Here is an 18,175-nt window from a genome sequence, read left to right on the forward strand (position 1 = left end):
CGCTGCCATGGAATTCTTCTCGTGGGACACGTCGGCCCTCCTCAGACTACTGAAGAGGGCCGACGTGGGGAAAGGGTGTTGGTCAGTCCTCGAGCTCGTCTGCGAGATCAGTCTCGTACAGCGACTCAAACTCTGCCTCGACCCGTTCCATCTCCTCACGCACATCATCGCCGGTGGTCAGGAGACTCTGGAGTGTGGTGGCAAGCTCCAAGTCAGCACCGGGCAGGAAGACGCGAGCGTAATCCTGGACTCGTGCCCGCTCCAGCTGGTCCACAGCTGTCTCAAACTGAGGTGTCTCAGCGTAGACATCGGACATGTCGGAATCCTGATGAGAGGGAACGTAGCCGGTGCCCTCGGAGAAGAATGCCTGGGATTCTGCGGAGGACATGTGACCGATGAACATGGCAGCCGCCAGCTGCTCCTCAGGAGAGGACGCCGAGGCCAGCATCAGGCCGGCACCACCGGTGGGAGTCTCGCCTTCAGCGGCAGGCCCGTCCGGCAGGAAGGCGGTACCCACCTCGAACTCTGCCGTATCCAGTATGCCGTTCAGCGAACCAGTGGACTGGATGGTCTGTGACGCGACACCGGAGGAGAAGTCATCTGTCTGAGAGGTGGCAGCAACGTTTGCCCATCCGTCCTCCACACCTGACTGCGCAAATTCCAGAGCTTCGACGGTCTCATCGGAGGAGACGGTGGAGAAGTCCCATTCGTCAGACCATGCCCCGCCGTAACCCCACACCAGGTTGGCCATGCCCCAGGCTGGATACTCGTCCGAGGGCGGGAAGGCGTAACCGAACTGCGCTACATCCTCATCAACTAGGGTTTGGGAAGTCTCTGCAACTTCCTCCCAAGTCTCCGGTGGACCGTCAATGCCAGCCTCTTCGTAGTGGTCCACGTTGTAGTAGAAGAGGGGGGTGGACCGGGCGTAGGGGACGCCGTAGTGGCTGCCATCGTAGAGGTAATCCTCGTAGAGAGCCTCGACATACCCATCGACGTCAATGTCGGCGGCTTCGAGCACATCATCAACTGGGATCAGTGCGTCATTGAGGTAGTTGGGGAACCAGGTAGCGTCTGAGAGCACCACCACATCCGCATTGGATCCACCACCGGTCTGGAACCACTGCGAGGTCTCCTCGTAGTTAGCTCCGGAGGTAATGACCTCCACCTCGATGTCAGTTTCCGAGGTGAACCGCTCAATGAGCTCATCCTCCAGATCCTCTGAGCCGCCGGGGTGGTTAGTAGCGAAAACAATGGAGTCAGCAGGCTCGACGTCTGACCAGTCGGCGTCTGAGGCTTCATCGTCCCCATCGCCGCCATTGGTGTCCGGGCCGCAGGCAGTGACCGCCAAGGCGGCCACGCTGAATACGGCAATGCCCTTCCAGCTCAGATTGATGGGGGATTGTTTCATCATCGTGCTCCTTCGTGAGTGATTCAGTCGATCTGGGCAAAGGGGTGGCATCACATCAGCTCCTTGAGGCTCACTTCACAGCGCCCTGGGTGAGACCAGAGACGATATAGCGCTGAAGCATGGCGAAGATGATGAGCATTGGGACGATGACCAGCACGGCGCCGGCCATCAAGATCCCGTAGCTTGAGACCTGGTCCTCCACGCTGCGCAGCTGATTCAGGGCCACCGGCAGGGTCATCCGGTCCCGGGTGTCGGTGATGATGAGTGGCCAGAGGAAGCTGTTCCACTCGTTGACGATGGTCACCAGGGAGACAGTGGAGATCGCCGGCAATGAGACGGGCACGGCTATCTGGAAGAGTTTGCGGAAGTGTCCGGCACCGTCGAGTTCGGCAGCTTCGAAGAGCTCTTTGGGGAGCGATTTGAAGTGCTGGCGGAGCAGAAAAGTTCCGAAGGCTGTGCCGAGGCCGGGCAGGATGATGCCCCACAGTGTGTTGCGTCCGCCCAGCGCTTCGATCGTCATGAAGTTCGGGAGCATGGACACTTCCGGCGGTACCATCAGTGCCACCAGGATGCCCAGGAAGATCAGGTTGGCACCCGGGACGCGAATGTACACCAGTGCATATGCGGTGGTGATGGCCAGCAGCACTTTGATGATTGAGCCGACAGAGGTGACGATCACACTGTTCTGGAGCACGGTCATCAGTGGGATGCGGCGGTCCACCGTGGCGTAGTTCTCAGTGGTGGCCTCCTGCGGGAGCAGCTGAGGGGTGAGTGTGACGATCTCGTTGACCGGCTTGAAGCTGGAGGAGACCATCCACACTAAGGGAAGCACAATGATGAGCAGAGCGATCAGGATGGGCAGGTACCCGGTAAGCATCGTGTCGGCGAGGTTTCGCGGGCTGAAAGCCTTGGTCCACTCCGGGGCAGACCGTCGTTTGACACCGGACCGAGGTGCTTGAGGCGTGGTGGTGCTCACTGGTAGTGCACCTTCCTCTCCACGAAGCGGAGTTGGACGGCGGTGATGATGAACAGGGTGAAGAACAGCACAACGGCGATGGCCGCGGAGTAACCGGCCCGATTGAACTGGCCGAATGACTGCAGATAGATCTCAAAAATGATGGTGTTAGTGCCGTTGCCGGTGGGCGTCATGACCCGCAGGATGTCGAACGCATTAGTCATGGAGAAGATGATGTTGGTGACCAGAAGGAAGAACACCGTAGGTGTCAGCAGCGGCAGCACTATGGAGAAGAATCGCCGGATGGGTCCCGCCCGGTCGATGGTGGCAGACTCCAGGAGGTCACTAGGGATTGACTGCAGGCCGGCGAGGAACACCACTGCGCAGTAACCCAGGTTCTTCCACACGTAGACAACGATGACCATCAGCAGGTTCGCATCAGGGTCCAGGAACCACTGCGGAGAGTCGATGCCCAAACGGTCCAAGATAAACATCAGAGCTCCGCGCTGGGGGTCAAAGATGAACATCCAGACCAGCGCGACTCCGACTCCTGAGAGAACATACGGGCTGAAGACCGCGGTGCGGGCGAAGGTGCGTCCGGGGATCTTCTTGTTCAGCACCAGGGCGATCAGCAGACCCAGAATCATCGAACCCAGCACGGCGCCGGCGGTGAATATTCCCGTGACCCGCCATACTTCAAGACCGGAGGGTGAGGTGAAGAACCGCTGATAGTTGGCCAGTCCCACTGAGTCCGCACGGGGTGCGCCCAACCGCCAGTCCAGGGTGGAGAAGTAGAGGTTCATGGCCAGCGGGTAGTAGATGAATGCCAGAATCAGCAGAATGTTGGGACCGGCAAAAAGGAGGAACAGTGACCAGTTTTTGGAGCTTCTGCGCCGATGCGCCTTCTTCCTCGCGGCTTCGAGCCGCGCAGGATCCTGCTCAGGAGCGACGGACGCCTCGGGTCGGTCCCGCGCCGTATGCGCAGGACGCGATTCGGTGGTCGTCAAACTCTTCCCCCTCATGGTGGCTCAAACGGGCGGCGCCCCGCATGCCATGGTGCGCGTCCCCATCGACTCGCAGGTGTATTCCGGGTGAACCACAGATGAATCCAGCCTGTGACTCACAGCACAGCTCTCGTGCTGCACATATCGTACCTGGAATTAGCATGTGCCCGGGGGAATGTGTAGGCGCAGGTGGAAAGTTGTCCATTAGGGACTCCGTGGGGGACGAACGCCTCCCACCGGCGAGGCGTTGAGGAGGAGGGCAGCCCGTGGACCACGTGATGATCGCCGTCGGCACCACCTGCCTCATTGTGCTTCTGCTGAATATCGGTGCCGCCCTATTCGCCTTCGTCCGCCGCGGATTCAGTGAGGATTGGCTGCTGGTAGTGCTGCTGAGTGGGACCACCGGTGCAGCGGTGGTGGCACTGCTGATCGTCTTAGCACCCTTGCTGGCAGATTCTCCGGACCCGCCGTTCCGACTGGCGGATGTTGCAGTGATCCTCACCGGTACCGCCGCGCTGACCGCGGCCGTTCGAGCCGCTGCTGGGGCCCGCACCCGGGAAGATGCGCGCGCCGGCCACGACTCCAGTGGCTCCACCGCGTCCCGGGAGGAGCGCTCGTGAACCTCATCCTGGACATTGCGGCGGCGTTCCTGATGCTCGGCGGGGCCTTTTTCTTCTCGGTGGGGACGTTGGGACTGATCAGGTTTCCTGATGTGCGTTCCCGCCTGCACGCTCTCACTAAGGCAGACAATCTGGGTCTGGGGATGATACTCAGCGGGGCGGCCCTCTGGTTGGCGGACTTGGCCGCGGCAGGGCTGATGCTGCTGTGCTGGCTGTTCGCCCTGGCCGGAGCCTCTGTGTCAGCCCATGTGATCGCGGGGCTTGAGACCGACCACGCCGAGGAGCGGGAACCGGTACACCACACGGATGAGCTGCCGGCACTCCCCTCAAAGACAAGCGGGGATGACCCGCACCGTGCGTCGGGATCGGTGGGGCATCCATGATCTCGCTCCTTGACCTCGGCCTGGGGCTAGCGGTACTGGCAGTGACTGGGCTCAGCCTGATCCCACGCTCTCGGCTGGTAATCAGCATGGGATTTCTGGTCTTGGGGGTGCTCGTGGCCATTGTCTGGCTGCGCCTCAACTCTCTGGACGTAGCGCTGGCTGAGGCTGCCATCGGCACCGGTCTGCTCTCCGGCCTGATGGTGTGGCTGGCCGTACGCAGCCCCGTGCCGCCGGGGGCCGGCGGGATGGAGTCCAGCCCGCGGCTCCCGTGGCTGCGGCCTGTCCTCGGGCTGATCTCAGGCACCGCTCTCACCGTGGTGGCTGCTGCAGTGTGGATGCGTGCTGAACACCAATTGCCGGCATGGCGTGAGCCGGCCGAGACGCAGCTTCCAGCTTCCGGTGTGGAGCACCAGATTACGGGGGTACTGTTGGCCTTCCGAGCCTATGACACGCTGTTGGAGTCGGGGATACTCATGCTCACCGCCGCCGCTGTCTTGGCTCTGTCCCGCAACGGCGGGCTCTCGGGGGAAGGCACTCGCCAGTTGGGCATCCACCAGATTGATTCGCCTATGCCACCGGTGCCCTCGGCCCTGGCCTGGGCCGCCCGCATGCTCGCACCGGCCCTCGTACTGCTGGGACTGTGGCTTCTGTTCGCCGGGTCCACCGACTCTGGGGGCGCCTTCCAGTCGGGTGCCGTGCTCGCCGCAGCACTCATCATGCTGCGCTCCGCTCAGGTGGATATCAGCGTTTTCACCGCCCACTGGCTGCGTCCGCTCCTGGTGGGCGGCGTCGTCGTTTTTGTTCTTGCGGGCCTGTTGGGCCCAGTGCTGGGTTTGCCGTGGCTGTCCTGGGAGCCGGAGTGGGCATTCGCCGCCGTTCTGTCGGTGGAGGTGCTGCTCACCGCGGGCATCACCACTGGTCTGTACACCCTCTTTCTCACCCTGGAGAACCCAGAAGGGGTGCGCTGATGGAAGCAGGCATCGACATCGTCAGCTGGTACTTGCTGATCGGGACAGTGATGACAATTTTCGGCATAGTCCGTCTGCTGCTGGTCCGGGACCTGCTGGCCCGGCTGATCGCCTTGGATGTGACCGGAATCGGAGTGCTGGTCTCCCTCGTAGCGCTGGCCGCACGCTCTGAGCCTACCGATCCGGTCTTGCAGGCCCTGGTGATCACCGGATTAGTCATCGCGGTGGCATTCACCGGCCTCGGGGCGGTGCTGATCCGTCGACTCGAAGGTCTGCAGGAGGACCCGCCAAGAGGTGACCACCAGTGACGCTGGCACAGTTCAGCCTCGGAGCCTTAGCGCTGGTCCCCCTGTTGGGTGCCGCCCTCACAATGGTCCTGCCGCACCCGGCGCGGCGGGCGCTCGGTGTGGTCACATCCCTCCTGATCGCCGGACTGACCGTGCCCGTGATGATCAGCGTCATCTCGGGAGAACTGCCCGAGCTGGTGCTGGGCGGCTTCGAGGCCCCTCTGGGCATCCACCTGCGCGGCGACGGGTTGGCAGCAGTGTTCCTCGGAGTGACGTCCCTGGTGGGCGTGACCATCACCGGTTATGCGGCCGTGCTGCCTAAATCCACAGGAACCTACCTCAGTTCTACGGCCTGGGTCCCGGGCCACCCAGGGTTCTGGCCGTTGTGGTTGGGCTGTTGGTCGGGCCTGAATGCTGTGTATCTGTCCGGGGACCTATTCAACCTCTACGTCAGTCTGGAACTCGTGGGTCTGACGGCCGTGGCCCTAGTGGCACTCGGCGGCCGCTCTTCGTGGGAGCCGGCGCTGCGGTACCTCTTCATCGCCGTGCTGGGCTCATTGATGTTCCTGGCTGGAGTGGGGCTGCTCGTCTCCGTGACCGGCACCCTTGACCTGCAGCAGACCCGGGGTGAGTTGGAAGGGTTGGAGGACCCAACCCTGCCGCTGCTGGCCCTGACTCTGATGACCGTGGGCCTAGCGATGAAGGTCGCGCTGCTGCCAATGCACCGGTGGCTCGTACCGGCGCATTCTGCGGCTCCCAGCGCTGTCTCCCCGATCCTCTCTGGATTGGTGATCAAGGCCGCTATGGTCGTGATGCTGCGCTGCTGGCTATGGGCGGTTCCGGTGCTGCAGGGGTCCGAGTGGCTAGCGTGGATGCTCGGTGCTCTCGGTGCGGCAGGCGTGCTGATCGGCTCCGTGCTGGCGCTGCGTCAGGACAGACTGAAACCCCTGGTGGCGTATTCCACGGTGGCTCAGATCGGGTATTGGTTCTTGGCCTTTCCGCTCCTCCTGCCCGGTGAGAACGATGCCGCCCAGCTCGCCTCAGGCGCCTATGGCGGGGTTGTTGCCATGGCGGTGGGTCACGCCATCGCCAAGGCCGGACTTTTCACTGCCGCAGGGTTCCTCAAGGACCGGTGCGGCACAGATGAGATGTCTGCCCTACGCGGCGCTGGGGCCCACCATCCTGTCCTGATCTTGGCGATGGGAATGTGCGCGGTAGGGCTGCTAGGACTGCCGATCAGCCTAGGGTTCTCCGGCAAGTGGCAATTGGCAACTGCGGCCGTCGCTGCTGAACATTGGTGGGTGATACTGGTGGTCGCGGCCGGGACCCTGCTCTCAGCGGCGTACATGCTGCGCGGGATCGCCCCACTGCTGCTCCAAGCCGAAATCGCCGAAGATGCCCCTGCTGCGAGCCCAGTCAGTGTCCGCGAGCGCGTCGGTGAGATCGCGGTGCTGGTCCTAGGTGTGGCGACCATCTGCACAGGACTGCTGGGTGCCGGGTTGAGTGACCTGCTGGAGGTCGGCTCATGGTGGTGAACGACGTAATTCCGCTGGGGCTGGTGCTGCTGTCGGTAGTGGTGGCGGCCATCATCTTCCCGCTGCCTCAGCGTCTCGCCGGGCTGCGCAGTGCGGTCAACCTTGCCGGTGCGCTGATCAAGCTTGTACTGGTGGTCCTGCTGGTGCCCCCGGTCGTGGCCGACGGGGCACGCCCAGAGTTCGCCGTGCCGTTCCTGCCCACCGGCGGTGGGGAGGCCATCTCCTTGGTCCTGCGGGTGGACCCGTTGGCGCTGTTTTTCGCAGGGCTCTCAGCAGTGCTGTGGCTGCTGACCACGATCTATGCCATCGGATATCTGAAGGGCACCGCGTACCAGAGTCGATTTTTCGGATTCTTCAGCCTGTGTGTAGCCGCCACCGTAGGCATCAGTTTCTCCGGGAACCTCATCACGTTCCTGGTGTTCTACGAGCTGCTGACCCTGGTCACCTACCCGCTGGTGGCCCACTGGGGTGATGAGAAGTCCTTACAGGCGGCCAGGCTGTACATGCGCTACGCCCTCGGTGGCGGCGTGGCGGTACTTGTCGGCGTGGTGTGGCTGACCATGGAAGCCGGACCGGCCGACTTCGCTGAGGGCGGCGCGGCGGATGTGGCCGAGTTCGCGGTCCGCTCCCCCACCGTTGCGGTCATCATCTTCGCCCTGCTGGTCGGAGGCCTAGGCGTGAAGTCAGCTCTGGTGCCGCTGCACTCGTGGCTGCCGGCCGCCATGGTGGCCCCCGCCCCAGTATCCGCTCTGCTACACGCAGTGGCCGTCGTCAAAGCTGGAGTGTTCGGCATCGTCCGTGTGGTGGATGATGTCTACGGCATTGAAGTCGCCTGGGAGCTGGGGGTGCTAACCCCTCTGCTGGTGGTCGCAAGCGTGACGATCATCTATGGTTCCTACCAAGCGCTGCGGCAGACGGAGATCAAACGGCGTCTGGCGTTTTCCACGGTGTCGCAGGTCAGCTATGTGGTGCTGGGGGTGACTATGTTCTCCATGGCAGGCACCGCCGGAGGGGTAGTGCACTTGGTCCACCAGGGCATCATGAAGATCACTCTGTTCTTCTGCGCCGGCCTGTTCGCGGAGGCAATGGGCGCGCACAAGATCTCCGACCTGCGGGGGGCGGGGCGTCGCATGCCGTGGACCTCAGCGGCGTTCACGGTGGGAGCGTTCGGGATGATCGGTCTGCCACCCACCGCCGGATTCATCTCCAAGTGGCAGTTGGGGCTGGGGGCCTTGGAGTCTCCCCACCCGTGGGTCCTCGTGGTGCTGGTCATCTCTTCACTGCTCAACGCCGCCTATTTCCTCCCGGTGGTCTACTCGCTCTGGTTCGGCGAGCGGGAAGACGACGCCGAGGCACCGGAGACAGCCCATGAGCAGGAGCGGGTTCACGAGCCGGGGCTTCTCCTGGCGCCGGCTCTGTGCACAGCAGGATTCACGCTGATCGTCGGCCTGGCGGCATCGTTGCCGTTCTCACCTCTGGAAATCTCCCGATACATCGCCGAGGGGGTGTTCAGCTAGATGCTCATGGTGCTGAGTCTGCTGACTCCCTTAGCTCTGACCGCCGTCATCGCCCTGGCTGGAACGCTGGGCCCGGCGCGTGGACATAAGGTGCGCCGCGCTGCTGCCATGCTGTCGCCGGTGACGGTCCTTCCGGCCGCGACGCTCAGTGTGATCACCCCGGAGGCAGAGCTGCAGGCACCATGGCTGCTGTTCGGGACAGTTTTCACTTTGGATCCGGCAGCACGGGCGCTGACTCTGATGGGAGCGCTGCTCTACGGTGCCGCGCTGATGGCCGTGACCTGGGTGAAGCTCAGGCATACTGAGCGCGGCTCCGGGGCACTCAGCGGATTCCTCATGGTGTGCTTCGCAGGCAATATCGGCACGTATTGGGCTGCTGATGCGGTGAGCTTCTATCTCGCATTCGCGGTGATGAGCTTCTCGGCGGCTGGACTGGTGATCCACTATCGACACCGGGCAGCGCGGCGGGCCACCCGGATCTACCTGGTGATGTCAGTCATCAGCGAGACGGCCATTCTGGGGGGACTGATCCTGACAGCTAGCGCCGGTGGTTACTTGGTGGCTGATGCCCCTGCTGCAGTAGCTTCCTCAGACCGTACGGGCCTCATAGTGGCGCTGCTGCTGATTGGGTTCGGGGTCAAGGCCGGGACGGTCCCGCTGCACGTGTGGTTGCCGCTAGCGCATCCGGCGGCACCTCCGGCGGCATCTGCGGTGCTCTCCGGCGCCATGGTCAAAGCAGGGCTGGTCGGCTGGGTGCGGTTCCTCCCCCTGGGCGAGGAACCTGCCCATGTTGTGGCGGGACAGATCCTGCTGACTCTGGCGCTCGTCGGGGCGTTCGCCGCAGTTGTGGTCGGGGTGCTTCAGAAGGATCCGAAGGTAGTGCTGGCCTACTCAACGATCTCTCAGATGGGCTTCATGACCTCCCTGGTGGCGGTCGCGCTGCTGGTCCCGGACATAGCCAGCGCGGCGATTGCGGCAGTGGTGCTCTATGCGGTCCACCACGGCTTGGCAAAGGGCGCCCTATTCCTGGGGGTGCCGGTGGTCAAACACTATGGCCGAGGTCGCACCGGCGTGTTGGTCGCTCTAGGCATGGCGGGGGCCGCGCTTGCCGTAGCTGGTGCTCCGCTGACCTCGGGCGCTTACGGAAAGTACGTCTCGAAGGATGCGGTGGAGGGCATCAGCGTGCTGGGTGTGGGCCTGGATCAGCTCCTGCCGCTGGTGGCGACAGGTTCGACTCTGCTGCTGATGCGTTTTGCCTGGGTGCTCAGCCGTGCGGAACGAGCACCTGTGGGCCCACCCGACGGCGAGCTGCTCTCGTGGTTGGCGGTCTGCGCGGCTGGGGTGACAGTGCCGTGGATGGTCGGTCTGTGGTGGCTCCCCGGCGCGGGTGAGTTCGGTTGGACTGCAACCGCACTGTGGGACGCCTCTTGGCCGATCCTGCTGGGCATCGCAGTGGGGGTCGCGGCCTGGTGGGCTGCCCTGCGGGATCTGTTGCCAATCTGGCTCAGACCAGACGGAACGAAGGTCGAGCCCGGGGACATTGTGGTGGCCAAGGAATCGCTGGTCATGCGCGGTTGGGAGGGTGCCTCCGCAGGACTTGAAGCTGCCCACGCTGCCTCCACGACCGTGCGTTCCCGCGGTGCAGGAGCCGGGCGCGGAGTTGCGGAATGGTTACGCCGTGGCGCTGCGCGGGCTGAGCTCACCTTGAGCAGCTGGGAGGGATCCGGCCTCGTCATTCTGGTGTTGACGGCCGCTGCAGTCGTCATCGTTGTGTGGGCAGGAGGTATGTGGTGATGCGTTGGGCAGTCGCGGCGTCGCTGCGAGCTGTAGTGCTCGGTGTGCTCTGGGCCGCCTTTACGGCAGCCTCGTCGGAGTATGCGGTCTATGGGCTGTTGTCGGTGGCCGGGTGCACTGCGCTGAGCCTGTGGCTGATGCCCCCGCAGGCACCTGCAAGGGTGGACCGATGGCCGAGGCGCATCTGGTTCTTCGCCGTGCTGGGTCTGTGGTTCCTGTGGCAGTCGGTGCTCGGCGGAATAGACGTGGCGGTGCGGTCACTGCGGCACCCGGTGCGCATCGCACCCACTGTGGTGACTGCACCCATCGATCTGCCCGAAGGCCATGCGCGTCAGGTCGCGATGGTGCTGATGAACCTCATGCCTGGGTCCATGATCCAGCGCACCACTGACCAAGAGGGGATCACGGCGCTGGTCACCACGAACGCAGAAACCGCGAAACCGGTCATGGTGGAGCTGCACACCCTGGCCGCAGAGCTGGACCCGGCCAGGCAGTGGAAGCAACTGCAGCACCGGGTGGTACGTGCCTTCGACTGAGCGCCTAGTCGACAGGGACCGCATTCCATTCTCTTCATCAACGACACGCAGCAGTGTTCCCGGCACCCTTTACTTGTTATTTACAAGTACGTAGTGGTAAAAACGATGTATGCGTACTTACCGTGATGCCTGTGGAGTCACACGGGCCCTCGATGTGGTCGGTGAGCGGTGGACGCTTCCTGTGGTCCGCGAGCTCGTCTTCGGTCCGCGTCGCTATTCCGATCTGGCCTCGGCCCTGCCGGGGGTGAGCACCAACATCCTGGGCAGCCGGCTCAAGGAGCTCACCGATGCCGGTGTCATAGCCAAGAGGCGCCTGAGCCCGCCTGCTGCGGTCACCGTCTATGAGCTCACCCCCTGGGGCGCCGGACTCGAACCGATACTGGTCTCCCTGGGTCGCTGGGCTGCCCATACTCCGGTCAACCTGGAGGAGCAGTCATTCAGCGCCTCGTCGTTCGCCCTGTCGCTGAGGACGACGTTCGATTCCCAGGCCGCCCGTGATTCGGAGCTGCATCTGACGTTCCTCATGGGTGAGGACGTCTTCGAAGCCCGGGTGGCGAAGGGCGTCTTCACCATTGCGAGACACGAGGAACATCCCGGACTCTCAGCACACTCTAGGGTGTCGACGGACTCCAGCCCCACCCGCGTTCACGCTGATCCGAAAACTCTGGCCGCCATCGTCTACGCACGGCTCGACCTTGCCGAAGCAAGCCGAGATGCCCGGGTGCGCATTGATGGCTCACCGGCTTCAGTCACCGCCTTCGCCCGCTGCTTCACACTGCCGACACCTCCGATGGAAGGACCCGCATGAGCAACGTCATCGCCGATATTTCCATGTCACTGGACGGTTATGTCACCGGCCCCGGGCCAGACCTCGAACACGGCTTGGGGCGGGGCGGGGAGGCGATCCAAGAGTGGGTTTTCGCCTCCCACGACTCGCCTGAGGATCGCGCGTTCCTCGAGCACGCGGAAGGCTCGACCGGTGCGGTTGTCATGGGCCGGCGCACCTTCGACTTCGTCGATGGTCCCAACGGATGGGATCAAGACATCAACTACGCCTACGACCACCCGACCCCGGCCATGCCGCCGATCTTCGTCGTCACCCACCAAGTGCCTGCGCAGACCAAGCACACTCAAGGATTCACCTTCATCAGCGACGGCATCGAGTCGGCCGTCTCCCAGGCGCGGGACACCGCGGGTGAGAAAGAGGTCGTGATCATGGGCGGCGGCGAGACCATCGCTCGCGCGATCTCCGCCGGGGTGGTCGACAGGGTGCGCGTGCACCTTTCACCGGTGCTGATGGGCGCCGGGACCAGCCTCTTTGCGCTCATCGACCAGCAGATCCAATTGACCCAGGTCGACGTCGTGGTCACCCCCAATGCTACCCACCTCACGTATCAGATCGGAACGAGAAGAAAGACATAGTCATGAAACTCAGCATCAATTTATTCATGACCCTCGACGGGGTCTCGCAATCACCGGGAAGCCCAGAGGAGGATCCCCGAGGAGGCTTCACCCGGGGCGGTTGGCTCATGCCCGTCTTCGACGAAGGCTGCGGTCGGGCGGTCGGTGAATGGTACTCCCATACCTCGGCGCTGCTTCTTGGACGCACCACCTATAACACCTTCTCCAGTCACTGGCCCCAGATCACCGATCCGGAGGACCGGGTCGCCTCCCAGATCAACAACGGGCAGAAGTACGTTGTCACCTCTGGCTCAGTAGCCGACGTCTGGGCCGATACCACTACTGTGCTCGGCAAGGATTTCCTGCACCGAGTCCGGGAACTGAAGGCCCAGCCCGGGGATGAGCTGCAGGTCCACGGAAGCATCCAACTGGCGCGCACCCTGCACCAGGCTGGCCTGGTGGATATTTATCGTTTCCTCATCGCGCCGGTCCTGGTCGGCGAAGGAGCAAGCGTCTTCGGCCCTGAGAACCCAGCCAGCACTATGACCGTCACCAGCAGCACCGTCACCGACAGCGGCGTCGTCTCCCTGGAACTGACACCCGGGGAGTTCAGCCAAGCAGCCGCCGTCGTCGAGGACGGCAAAGACAGCATCCGGCAAGATTAGCCCTGGCACTCAGCAACTTATCCCGCTCCGGTCGGCCCAACTGATTGAGCCTCGCAGTCACTCCTCGGCGAGCCGACGGCCAGAAAAACGAAAGAACTCCGGAGGCTACCACCTTCCATGGCGAGGGCGAGGCTGGCAGTCCGGGCACCAGTAGGAGGAGCGGCCCATGAACTTCGCCCGCTGGATCACGGCTGCTGTGTGAGCTGCGCCGTTGGCCACTGCCGCAGCACAGCGGGGGCACTCCCGGCCGGCCTGCCCGTAGGCTTTCAGTGAGCGGTCAAAGTAACCGGAGGCACCATTGACGTTGACATACAGCGCATCGAAGCTGGTACCGCCAGCCTCCAGGGCTGCGCCCATGACCTCCTGCAGTCCGGTCAGCAGCCGGGCGGCTGCGGCCCGGGTGATGGTCTCGGTGCGGCGAGCGAAATGCATCTGCGCCCGCCAGAGTGCCTCGTCCGCGTAAATGTTCCCCACACCAGAGATGACGGTCTGGTCCAGCAGGGCCCGTTTGAGCCCAGTGCGACGACGCCGCAGTGCCGTGAACAGCCATTCCGCGGTCACAGCAGTCTCCATTGGGTCTGGGGCTATATGAGTTGCCGACTGCGGGATCAACCGTGAGGAGCCAGTGTTCACGACATCGGGGACCAGGGGGGCCAGGTGCATGCCGCCAAAGATGCGCTGGTCCACGAAGCGCAGCTGGTTCGGTGTGCTCCGCGGCTGTCCAGTGGCCTCAGTATGCACTCTTGCGCCTAGGTCCAGGTCCAGGTCCAGAGTGATCTTTAGGTGCTTCTCTGCGGGGGCGGCGTCGTGCTCCATGAGCACCTGCCCACTCATACCAAGGTGAATCACCAGAGCGGTCGAGGGCTGCGGCACGTCACCGCTGAGCAATGGAATCCAGAGAAACTTCCCGCGACGCTGCGGCTCTCCCAGCCGGCGGCCGGCCAGTTGGCGCCGAAAATCCTGAGGGCCTTGATGGTGTCGGCGGAGGCTGCGTTCGTCGTGGACAGTGACGTCCAGTACGGTGTGCCCAGCAGCCCACTGGTGCACCCCGCGGCGCACCACCTCAACCTCCGGCAATTCAGGCATAGCACCACAGTGTGCCAGATCCTGCTGGGCTCCGGGGGTGTGCTGTCCGGTGCAGCATGGAAACGAACCGCGGTGTTATTGGGGGCCGCGAACCATGCGAATTTCCACGATGCCAGCCAGGGCCGCGGCACCTTCATCTTCGCCGAGGTCCTTCTCGGCACCGTCGGGCTCGAATCCGTGCTTGCGGTAGAACGCCAGCGCTCGTGCGTTGTTCTTCAACACCCAGAGGGACGCCGATTTGTGATGGAGCAGCTCTTCCATCATTTCGGACGACGCTCCGCTGCCCTGGTGCTCGGCCAAGAGGTACATCATGTAGAGCTCATGTTCGACGGCCACATCGTCCTCACGCGGAGGTCCGATCTGAGCCATGCCTACCACGGCGCCATCCACTTCGACCACCCTGGTGCGAGCCCTGTGGGCTTGGTCGGCTAGCATCTGCCGCCAGGAGTTCAGCCGACGCTGGTAGGCATCCTCGTTCCAGAACTGATCCGGCAGGACTCCCTGATAAGTCTGCTCCCAGGCCTTGATGTGGACATGGGCGAGCCCTTCAGCTTCATGAAGCTGTGGGTGGCGGATGGTGTAGTTTTCGCTCATTGCGGGCTCCAGACCATACGAGTTTTGGGGAGGTTAGCGATAGTCGGAAGCCGCTCCACAGCGCCGTCGTGCCAGTACCCACGCTTGCGGTAGTAGGCGATCGCCCGGCGGTTTTGCTCCATGACCCACAAGTAGTGCGCGGGCCGTTCGGGCGTCAGTTCGTGGAGCAGCCTGTCGGAAAGACCGCTGCCGTAGGCCTCGGAGAGCACATACAGCCGGTGAAGTTCGAAGCCTACGGGAGCGTCGGCGTCCCGAGCGGTGCCGAAGATGCCGAACCCAAGCACCTTCTCTCCCGCTTCGGCAATGCGCACTCTGCGCAATTGGCCCTCGGGCGCAGGTTCACTGAGCAGCTGATGCCACTGCTCGGTGCGCTTTGCCGGGGTGTTGCGCTGGAACATCCAATCGCGCGGGAAATAAGATCCGTACGCCTCGTCGGCGGCGACGGAGTGCGCCCTTCCCACCCGCTCGGCGTCGTCCAGCTCCGGCGTCCTGATCGCGATCTGTCCCAACACCAGACCAGGATATGTTGCCTGGGGTACATGGACTAGCGGTCTCCCAGTTCGCGACAGCACAGCAGCCCGCCGTATAGTCGGCATCTGTGAGTACGTTCCGTGATAATGCCAGAGGTGGCGAGGAGGAACTTCCTCGCCATTCCACCGAACCGAGTGCTGAGAAGCCTCCCCGCCCTTCGATGCCGCAGACGCTGGCGGGCATGCTGACAGCGGTCAGTGTGACCTACTTCATGTCCTTCCTGGGGGTCGCAGGCACGGTCATCGGCGTGGCCTTGGTGAGCGTCCTCACCGTCCTTGGGAACTTTATGTACTCGTCAGCCATCTACAGCGCCAAGGAAAAGGTCAAACGTGCGCAACCCAAGGTTCGAAACCAGGCTCAGCGGTCCGAGTCCCTGGATGGCAGTGTGAGCAATTATGCATATCAGTCTGCGGCTCGTTTCGAGACCGCGACCGATGCTCCTGAGTCCTTCAGCTCTGGGCCCGGTGGCCCAGAGACGACCGAGCCAGAGCAGGAGGAACCCTCGACGGTCTATCCGGAAACTCCAGAGCAGTCATCACCTGGTCGCATACGCCAGGCCTGGAGGGCCATGATGGAACGCTACGGCCCCAAGAAGATCTTCGGCTCGATCGCGCTGGTCTTCGTGCTCCTGGCAGGGACGGTGACCGTGATCGAGATGTCAGTGGGTCAGCCTCTTTCTGACATCGTGCGCAATGAGGACAGCAGCGGCACCACGTTCTTCGGTGGTGGAGGCGGTTCGGGCGGCGAGGGAGATGAGCCGGACGTTGAAGATGACAGTGGCGATGAGCTTCCACCACCCGAGCAGGAGGACGTCGTAGAGGACCCCGCGGCACCCGAGGCGCCGCCCCAAGAGGAACAGGGCCCGGTAGAGCAGCCCCAGCAGGAAGAACAACCAGCCCCTGAGGAAGACGCCCCGGAGCAGTAAACCGGGCAATGCCCCCCAGTGCCGTACCGGGCAAGTGACGCGGCGCGACGTAAGAACTCCCCCGGCGCGAGTGCTGCTTTGCCGGGGGAGTTCTGTGAGGCCGCCAGCCCGCTGCGCGCCGGCGGAGTAGGGGTCTTAAGGAATTACTCGCCCTGGTGAACGAACGCGACGTCGAGGTCGATGTTGACCTTGTCGCTGACCAGCACACCGCCTGCTTCCAGGGCGGCGTTCCAGGTCAGGCCAAAATCCTTACGGGAGATGGTCGTGGATGCGGAGAATCCAGCGCGGGTCATGCCGAAGGGATCCACGGCCTGGCCGCCGAACTCCCCCTCGAAGGTCACCGTCTTGGAAACCCCTCGAATGGTCAGTTCACCGGTCAGGTCGAACACTTCGCCGGTAGGCTTCACGGTGCTGGCAACAAATGTGAGCTCAGGGTGCTTCTCGGCGTTGAGGAAATCCTCGCCCTTGACATGGGCGTCGCGGTCTTCAGCTTTTGAATTGAAGGAGTCCGCGCGCACCACTGCATTGACATCAGTCGTTCCGTCTTCGCCGACCTTCACAGTGCCGGTGGACTCTTCGAATACAGCGCGCACCCGGGAGATTCCAGCATGACGCACGCTCATGCCGATCTCAGAGTGGGAACCGTCCAAGGTCCAGGTACCGGGGGTAAGAGTAATTGCCATTGGGATGTTCTCCTTCATCAGTTTCTTGGGTGACGACTGCTCACACCGTGCGGCCCGCGGGTCTTCCGCGGTTCGATTGGTGACAACTCACCGTCAGACGGATTTATTTCAAAATTGAAAAACTTTTCGGATGGTCCAGATGCTGGACTCCCGTCCGAACAGCAGCCTACCTGCCTCAGAGTGCTGCAAAGCGTCTCTGGATGTGGGAAACAGGGCCTGTTTTCGGCGTCGTTTCCCACATCCAGAGACGCTGTGGTCCGGGGTCGTGAGGGGACTAGGCGGAGTCGCGGGGAACCAGCTCGGTCGGAAGGATGACATGCTCCACCTGTTGACCCTCCAACAAGGTCAGCAGCATCTCTACCGCTGTGCGCGCCAACCCCGTGGTGGTACTCAGCACGGTGGTCAGTGGCGGACGGGTCAGCTCGGCCACCTGTGAATCATCAAAGCCCACTACCGCCACATCTCCGGGGACATCAATACCGCGCCCCTGGAGTTCCTGAATTACCGAGACCGCCATGAGATCGCTGGCCGCGAACACCCCGTCCAGGTTCGGCTCCCGCTCCAGCAGCTGCTGCAGGGCCACGCCGCCGCTTGCCGCCGTGAAATCTCCGTATTCCACCAGATCGTCAGCAAGACCAGCCTGGCCCATCGCGCGGCGCCACCCAGCGAGCCGGTCGGCTCCGGAGACCATGTCCTGCGGCCCAGCCACTGTGCCGATCCGGCGCCGACCTCCATCGATGAGTCGCTGAGTCGCCAACATGCCACCGGTGACATTATCGACATCCACATAGGGGAGCCCCACATCGCCGGCATGGGGACGACCGATATAGACCGCCGGAAGCTGGATCTCGCGCAGGACGTCGGAGATTCCATCGTCGCGGTGGTGAGACACAACAATGGCCCCGTCGGTATACCCGCCACGCAGGTAGCGCTCAATCTTGTCTCGTCTTCCGGGCGGCGCTACCGCCAGCAAGACCTGTACGGGGGAATCGGCCAGCTTGGTGTAGATCGCCCCCAAGATGGCGGAGAAGAACGGATCAGAGAAGACCCGCTCCTCGGCCTCCGGCACGACGACGGCAATGGAGGCGACATCGGGGCGCACCAGGGACCGGGCTGCCCGGTTCGGCCGGTAGCCCAGGTCCCGGATGGAGGCGTGCACCGCTTCCCGTGCGGAACTGCCCACTCGGGGGTCTGCATTGACCACCCGGGAGGCCGTTGCCCTGGAGACCCCGGCCCGGGCGGCAACGTCCTCCAAAGTGGGCAGACGCTTAGTTGGCATACCC

20 protein-coding genes are annotated in these 18,175 nt (G+C 63.3%); 12 read left to right on the plus strand and 8 right to left on the minus strand.

Translation table 11 applies throughout. The annotated features are described in order from the left end of the window. Positions 1–82 precede the first annotated feature (82 nt). The 3 genes from D3250_RS00205 to D3250_RS00215 all read right to left on the minus strand — a co-directional run bounded on the left by D3250_RS00205 (position 83) and on the right by D3250_RS00215 (position 3,370). Positions 83–1,411: an ABC transporter substrate-binding protein gene (locus tag D3250_RS00205; RefSeq protein ID WP_158583025.1), complete on the minus strand. Its 1,329-nt coding sequence runs from the start codon at positions 1,409–1,411 to the stop codon at positions 83–85. 67 nt (positions 1,412–1,478) lie between these two features. Next, positions 1,479–2,384, minus strand: a complete 906-nt coding sequence (locus tag D3250_RS00210; RefSeq protein WP_438830117.1) for a carbohydrate ABC transporter permease — start codon at positions 2,382–2,384, stop codon at positions 1,479–1,481. Beyond that, the gene (locus tag D3250_RS00215) at positions 2,381–3,370 is read right to left on the minus strand and encodes a carbohydrate ABC transporter permease (RefSeq protein ID WP_119901375.1); all 990 of its coding nucleotides are present in this window, start codon (positions 3,368–3,370) and stop codon (positions 2,381–2,383) included. Before D3250_RS00215 ends, D3250_RS00210 begins: the two co-directional genes overlap by 4 nt. A gap of 263 nt (positions 3,371–3,633) precedes the next feature. On the opposite strand from D3250_RS00215, the gene D3250_RS00220 reads away from it, so the two are divergent. From D3250_RS00220 to D3250_RS00270, 11 genes are all read left to right on the plus strand, one after another. Beyond that, positions 3,634–3,987 carry a hypothetical protein gene (locus D3250_RS00220; protein ID WP_119901376.1) on the plus strand — a complete coding sequence of 118 codons (354 nt, stop codon included), beginning with the start codon at positions 3,634–3,636 and terminating at the stop codon, positions 3,985–3,987. Beyond that, a complete protein-coding gene (locus D3250_RS00225) occupies positions 3,984–4,370 on the plus strand; it encodes a cation:proton antiporter (protein WP_225973053.1) in 387 nt (128 codons plus the stop codon). Before D3250_RS00220 ends, D3250_RS00225 begins: the two co-directional genes overlap by 4 nt. Then, complete coding sequence (locus tag D3250_RS00230; protein WP_119901377.1) at positions 4,367–5,338, plus strand: MnhB domain-containing protein; 972 nt, start codon at positions 4,367–4,369, stop codon at positions 5,336–5,338. Before D3250_RS00225 ends, D3250_RS00230 begins: the two co-directional genes overlap by 4 nt. Continuing rightward, positions 5,338–5,646, plus strand: coding sequence for an NADH-quinone oxidoreductase subunit K (locus tag D3250_RS00235; RefSeq protein WP_119901378.1), 309 nt, complete (start codon positions 5,338–5,340; stop codon positions 5,644–5,646). Before D3250_RS00230 ends, D3250_RS00235 begins: the two co-directional genes overlap by 1 nt. Beyond that, positions 5,643–7,160 (plus strand): complex I subunit 5 family protein, encoded by a 1,518-nt coding sequence (locus tag D3250_RS00240; RefSeq protein WP_119901379.1) that lies wholly within the window; start codon positions 5,643–5,645, stop codon positions 7,158–7,160. The genes D3250_RS00235 and D3250_RS00240 overlap by 4 nt, the downstream gene beginning before the upstream one ends. Then, on the plus strand, positions 7,157–8,677 hold the full coding sequence (locus D3250_RS00245; RefSeq protein ID WP_225973054.1) for a complex I subunit 5 family protein: 1,521 nt from the start codon (positions 7,157–7,159) through the stop codon (positions 8,675–8,677). The genes D3250_RS00240 and D3250_RS00245 overlap by 4 nt, the downstream gene beginning before the upstream one ends. After that, positions 8,678–10,471, plus strand: a complete 1,794-nt coding sequence (locus tag D3250_RS00250) for a complex I subunit 5 family protein (RefSeq protein ID WP_119901381.1) — start codon at positions 8,678–8,680, stop codon at positions 10,469–10,471. After that, entirely contained in the window at positions 10,471–11,007 is a 537-nt protein-coding gene (locus tag D3250_RS00255; RefSeq protein ID WP_147383447.1) for a Na+/H+ antiporter subunit E, read from the plus strand. Before D3250_RS00250 ends, D3250_RS00255 begins: the two co-directional genes overlap by 1 nt. A 109-nt stretch (positions 11,008–11,116) precedes the next feature. Beyond that, on the plus strand, positions 11,117–11,815 hold the full coding sequence (locus D3250_RS00260; RefSeq protein WP_119901383.1) for a winged helix-turn-helix transcriptional regulator: 699 nt from the start codon (positions 11,117–11,119) through the stop codon (positions 11,813–11,815). Continuing rightward, positions 11,812–12,429, plus strand: a complete 618-nt coding sequence (locus D3250_RS00265; protein ID WP_119901384.1) for a dihydrofolate reductase family protein — start codon at positions 11,812–11,814, stop codon at positions 12,427–12,429. The genes D3250_RS00260 and D3250_RS00265 overlap by 4 nt, the downstream gene beginning before the upstream one ends. Before the next feature lie 2 nt (positions 12,430–12,431). Then, positions 12,432–13,073 (plus strand): dihydrofolate reductase family protein, encoded by a 642-nt coding sequence (locus D3250_RS00270; RefSeq protein WP_119901385.1) that lies wholly within the window; start codon positions 12,432–12,434, stop codon positions 13,071–13,073. Positions 13,074–13,178: 105 nt separating this feature from the next. Here the strand turns inward: D3250_RS00270 and mutM are convergent, their stop codons facing one another. The 3 genes from mutM to D3250_RS00285 form a co-directional block, all read right to left on the minus strand. Beyond that, complete coding sequence (mutM, locus tag D3250_RS00275) at positions 13,179–14,159, minus strand: bifunctional DNA-formamidopyrimidine glycosylase/DNA-(apurinic or apyrimidinic site) lyase (protein WP_119901386.1); 981 nt, start codon at positions 14,157–14,159, stop codon at positions 13,179–13,181. 75 nt (positions 14,160–14,234) lie between these two features. Continuing rightward, a complete protein-coding gene (locus D3250_RS00280; protein WP_119901387.1) occupies positions 14,235–14,753 on the minus strand; it encodes a GNAT family N-acetyltransferase in 519 nt (172 codons plus the stop codon). Next, positions 14,750–15,265, minus strand: a complete 516-nt coding sequence (locus tag D3250_RS00285) for a GNAT family N-acetyltransferase (RefSeq protein ID WP_158583026.1) — start codon at positions 15,263–15,265, stop codon at positions 14,750–14,752. The genes D3250_RS00280 and D3250_RS00285 overlap by 4 nt, the downstream gene beginning before the upstream one ends. Before the next feature lie 86 nt (positions 15,266–15,351). On the opposite strand from D3250_RS00285, the gene D3250_RS00290 reads away from it, so the two are divergent. Next, on the plus strand, positions 15,352–16,209 hold the full coding sequence (locus D3250_RS00290) for a hypothetical protein (protein WP_147383448.1): 858 nt from the start codon (positions 15,352–15,354) through the stop codon (positions 16,207–16,209). Between the two features lie 143 nt (positions 16,210–16,352). Here D3250_RS00290 and D3250_RS00295 read toward each other — a convergent pair whose 3' ends face one another. Then, a complete protein-coding gene (locus D3250_RS00295) occupies positions 16,353–16,892 on the minus strand; it encodes a YceI family protein (RefSeq protein WP_119901390.1) in 540 nt (179 codons plus the stop codon). Positions 16,893–17,166: 274 nt separating this feature from the next. Continuing rightward, a complete protein-coding gene (locus tag D3250_RS00300; RefSeq protein ID WP_119901391.1) occupies positions 17,167–18,171 on the minus strand; it encodes a LacI family DNA-binding transcriptional regulator in 1,005 nt (334 codons plus the stop codon). Between the last annotated feature and the right edge of the window lie 4 nt (positions 18,172–18,175).

This window comes from Nesterenkonia natronophila (assembly GCF_003595215.1).
Taxonomy (GTDB): Bacteria; Actinomycetota; Actinomycetes; order Actinomycetales; family Micrococcaceae; genus Nesterenkonia; species Nesterenkonia natronophila.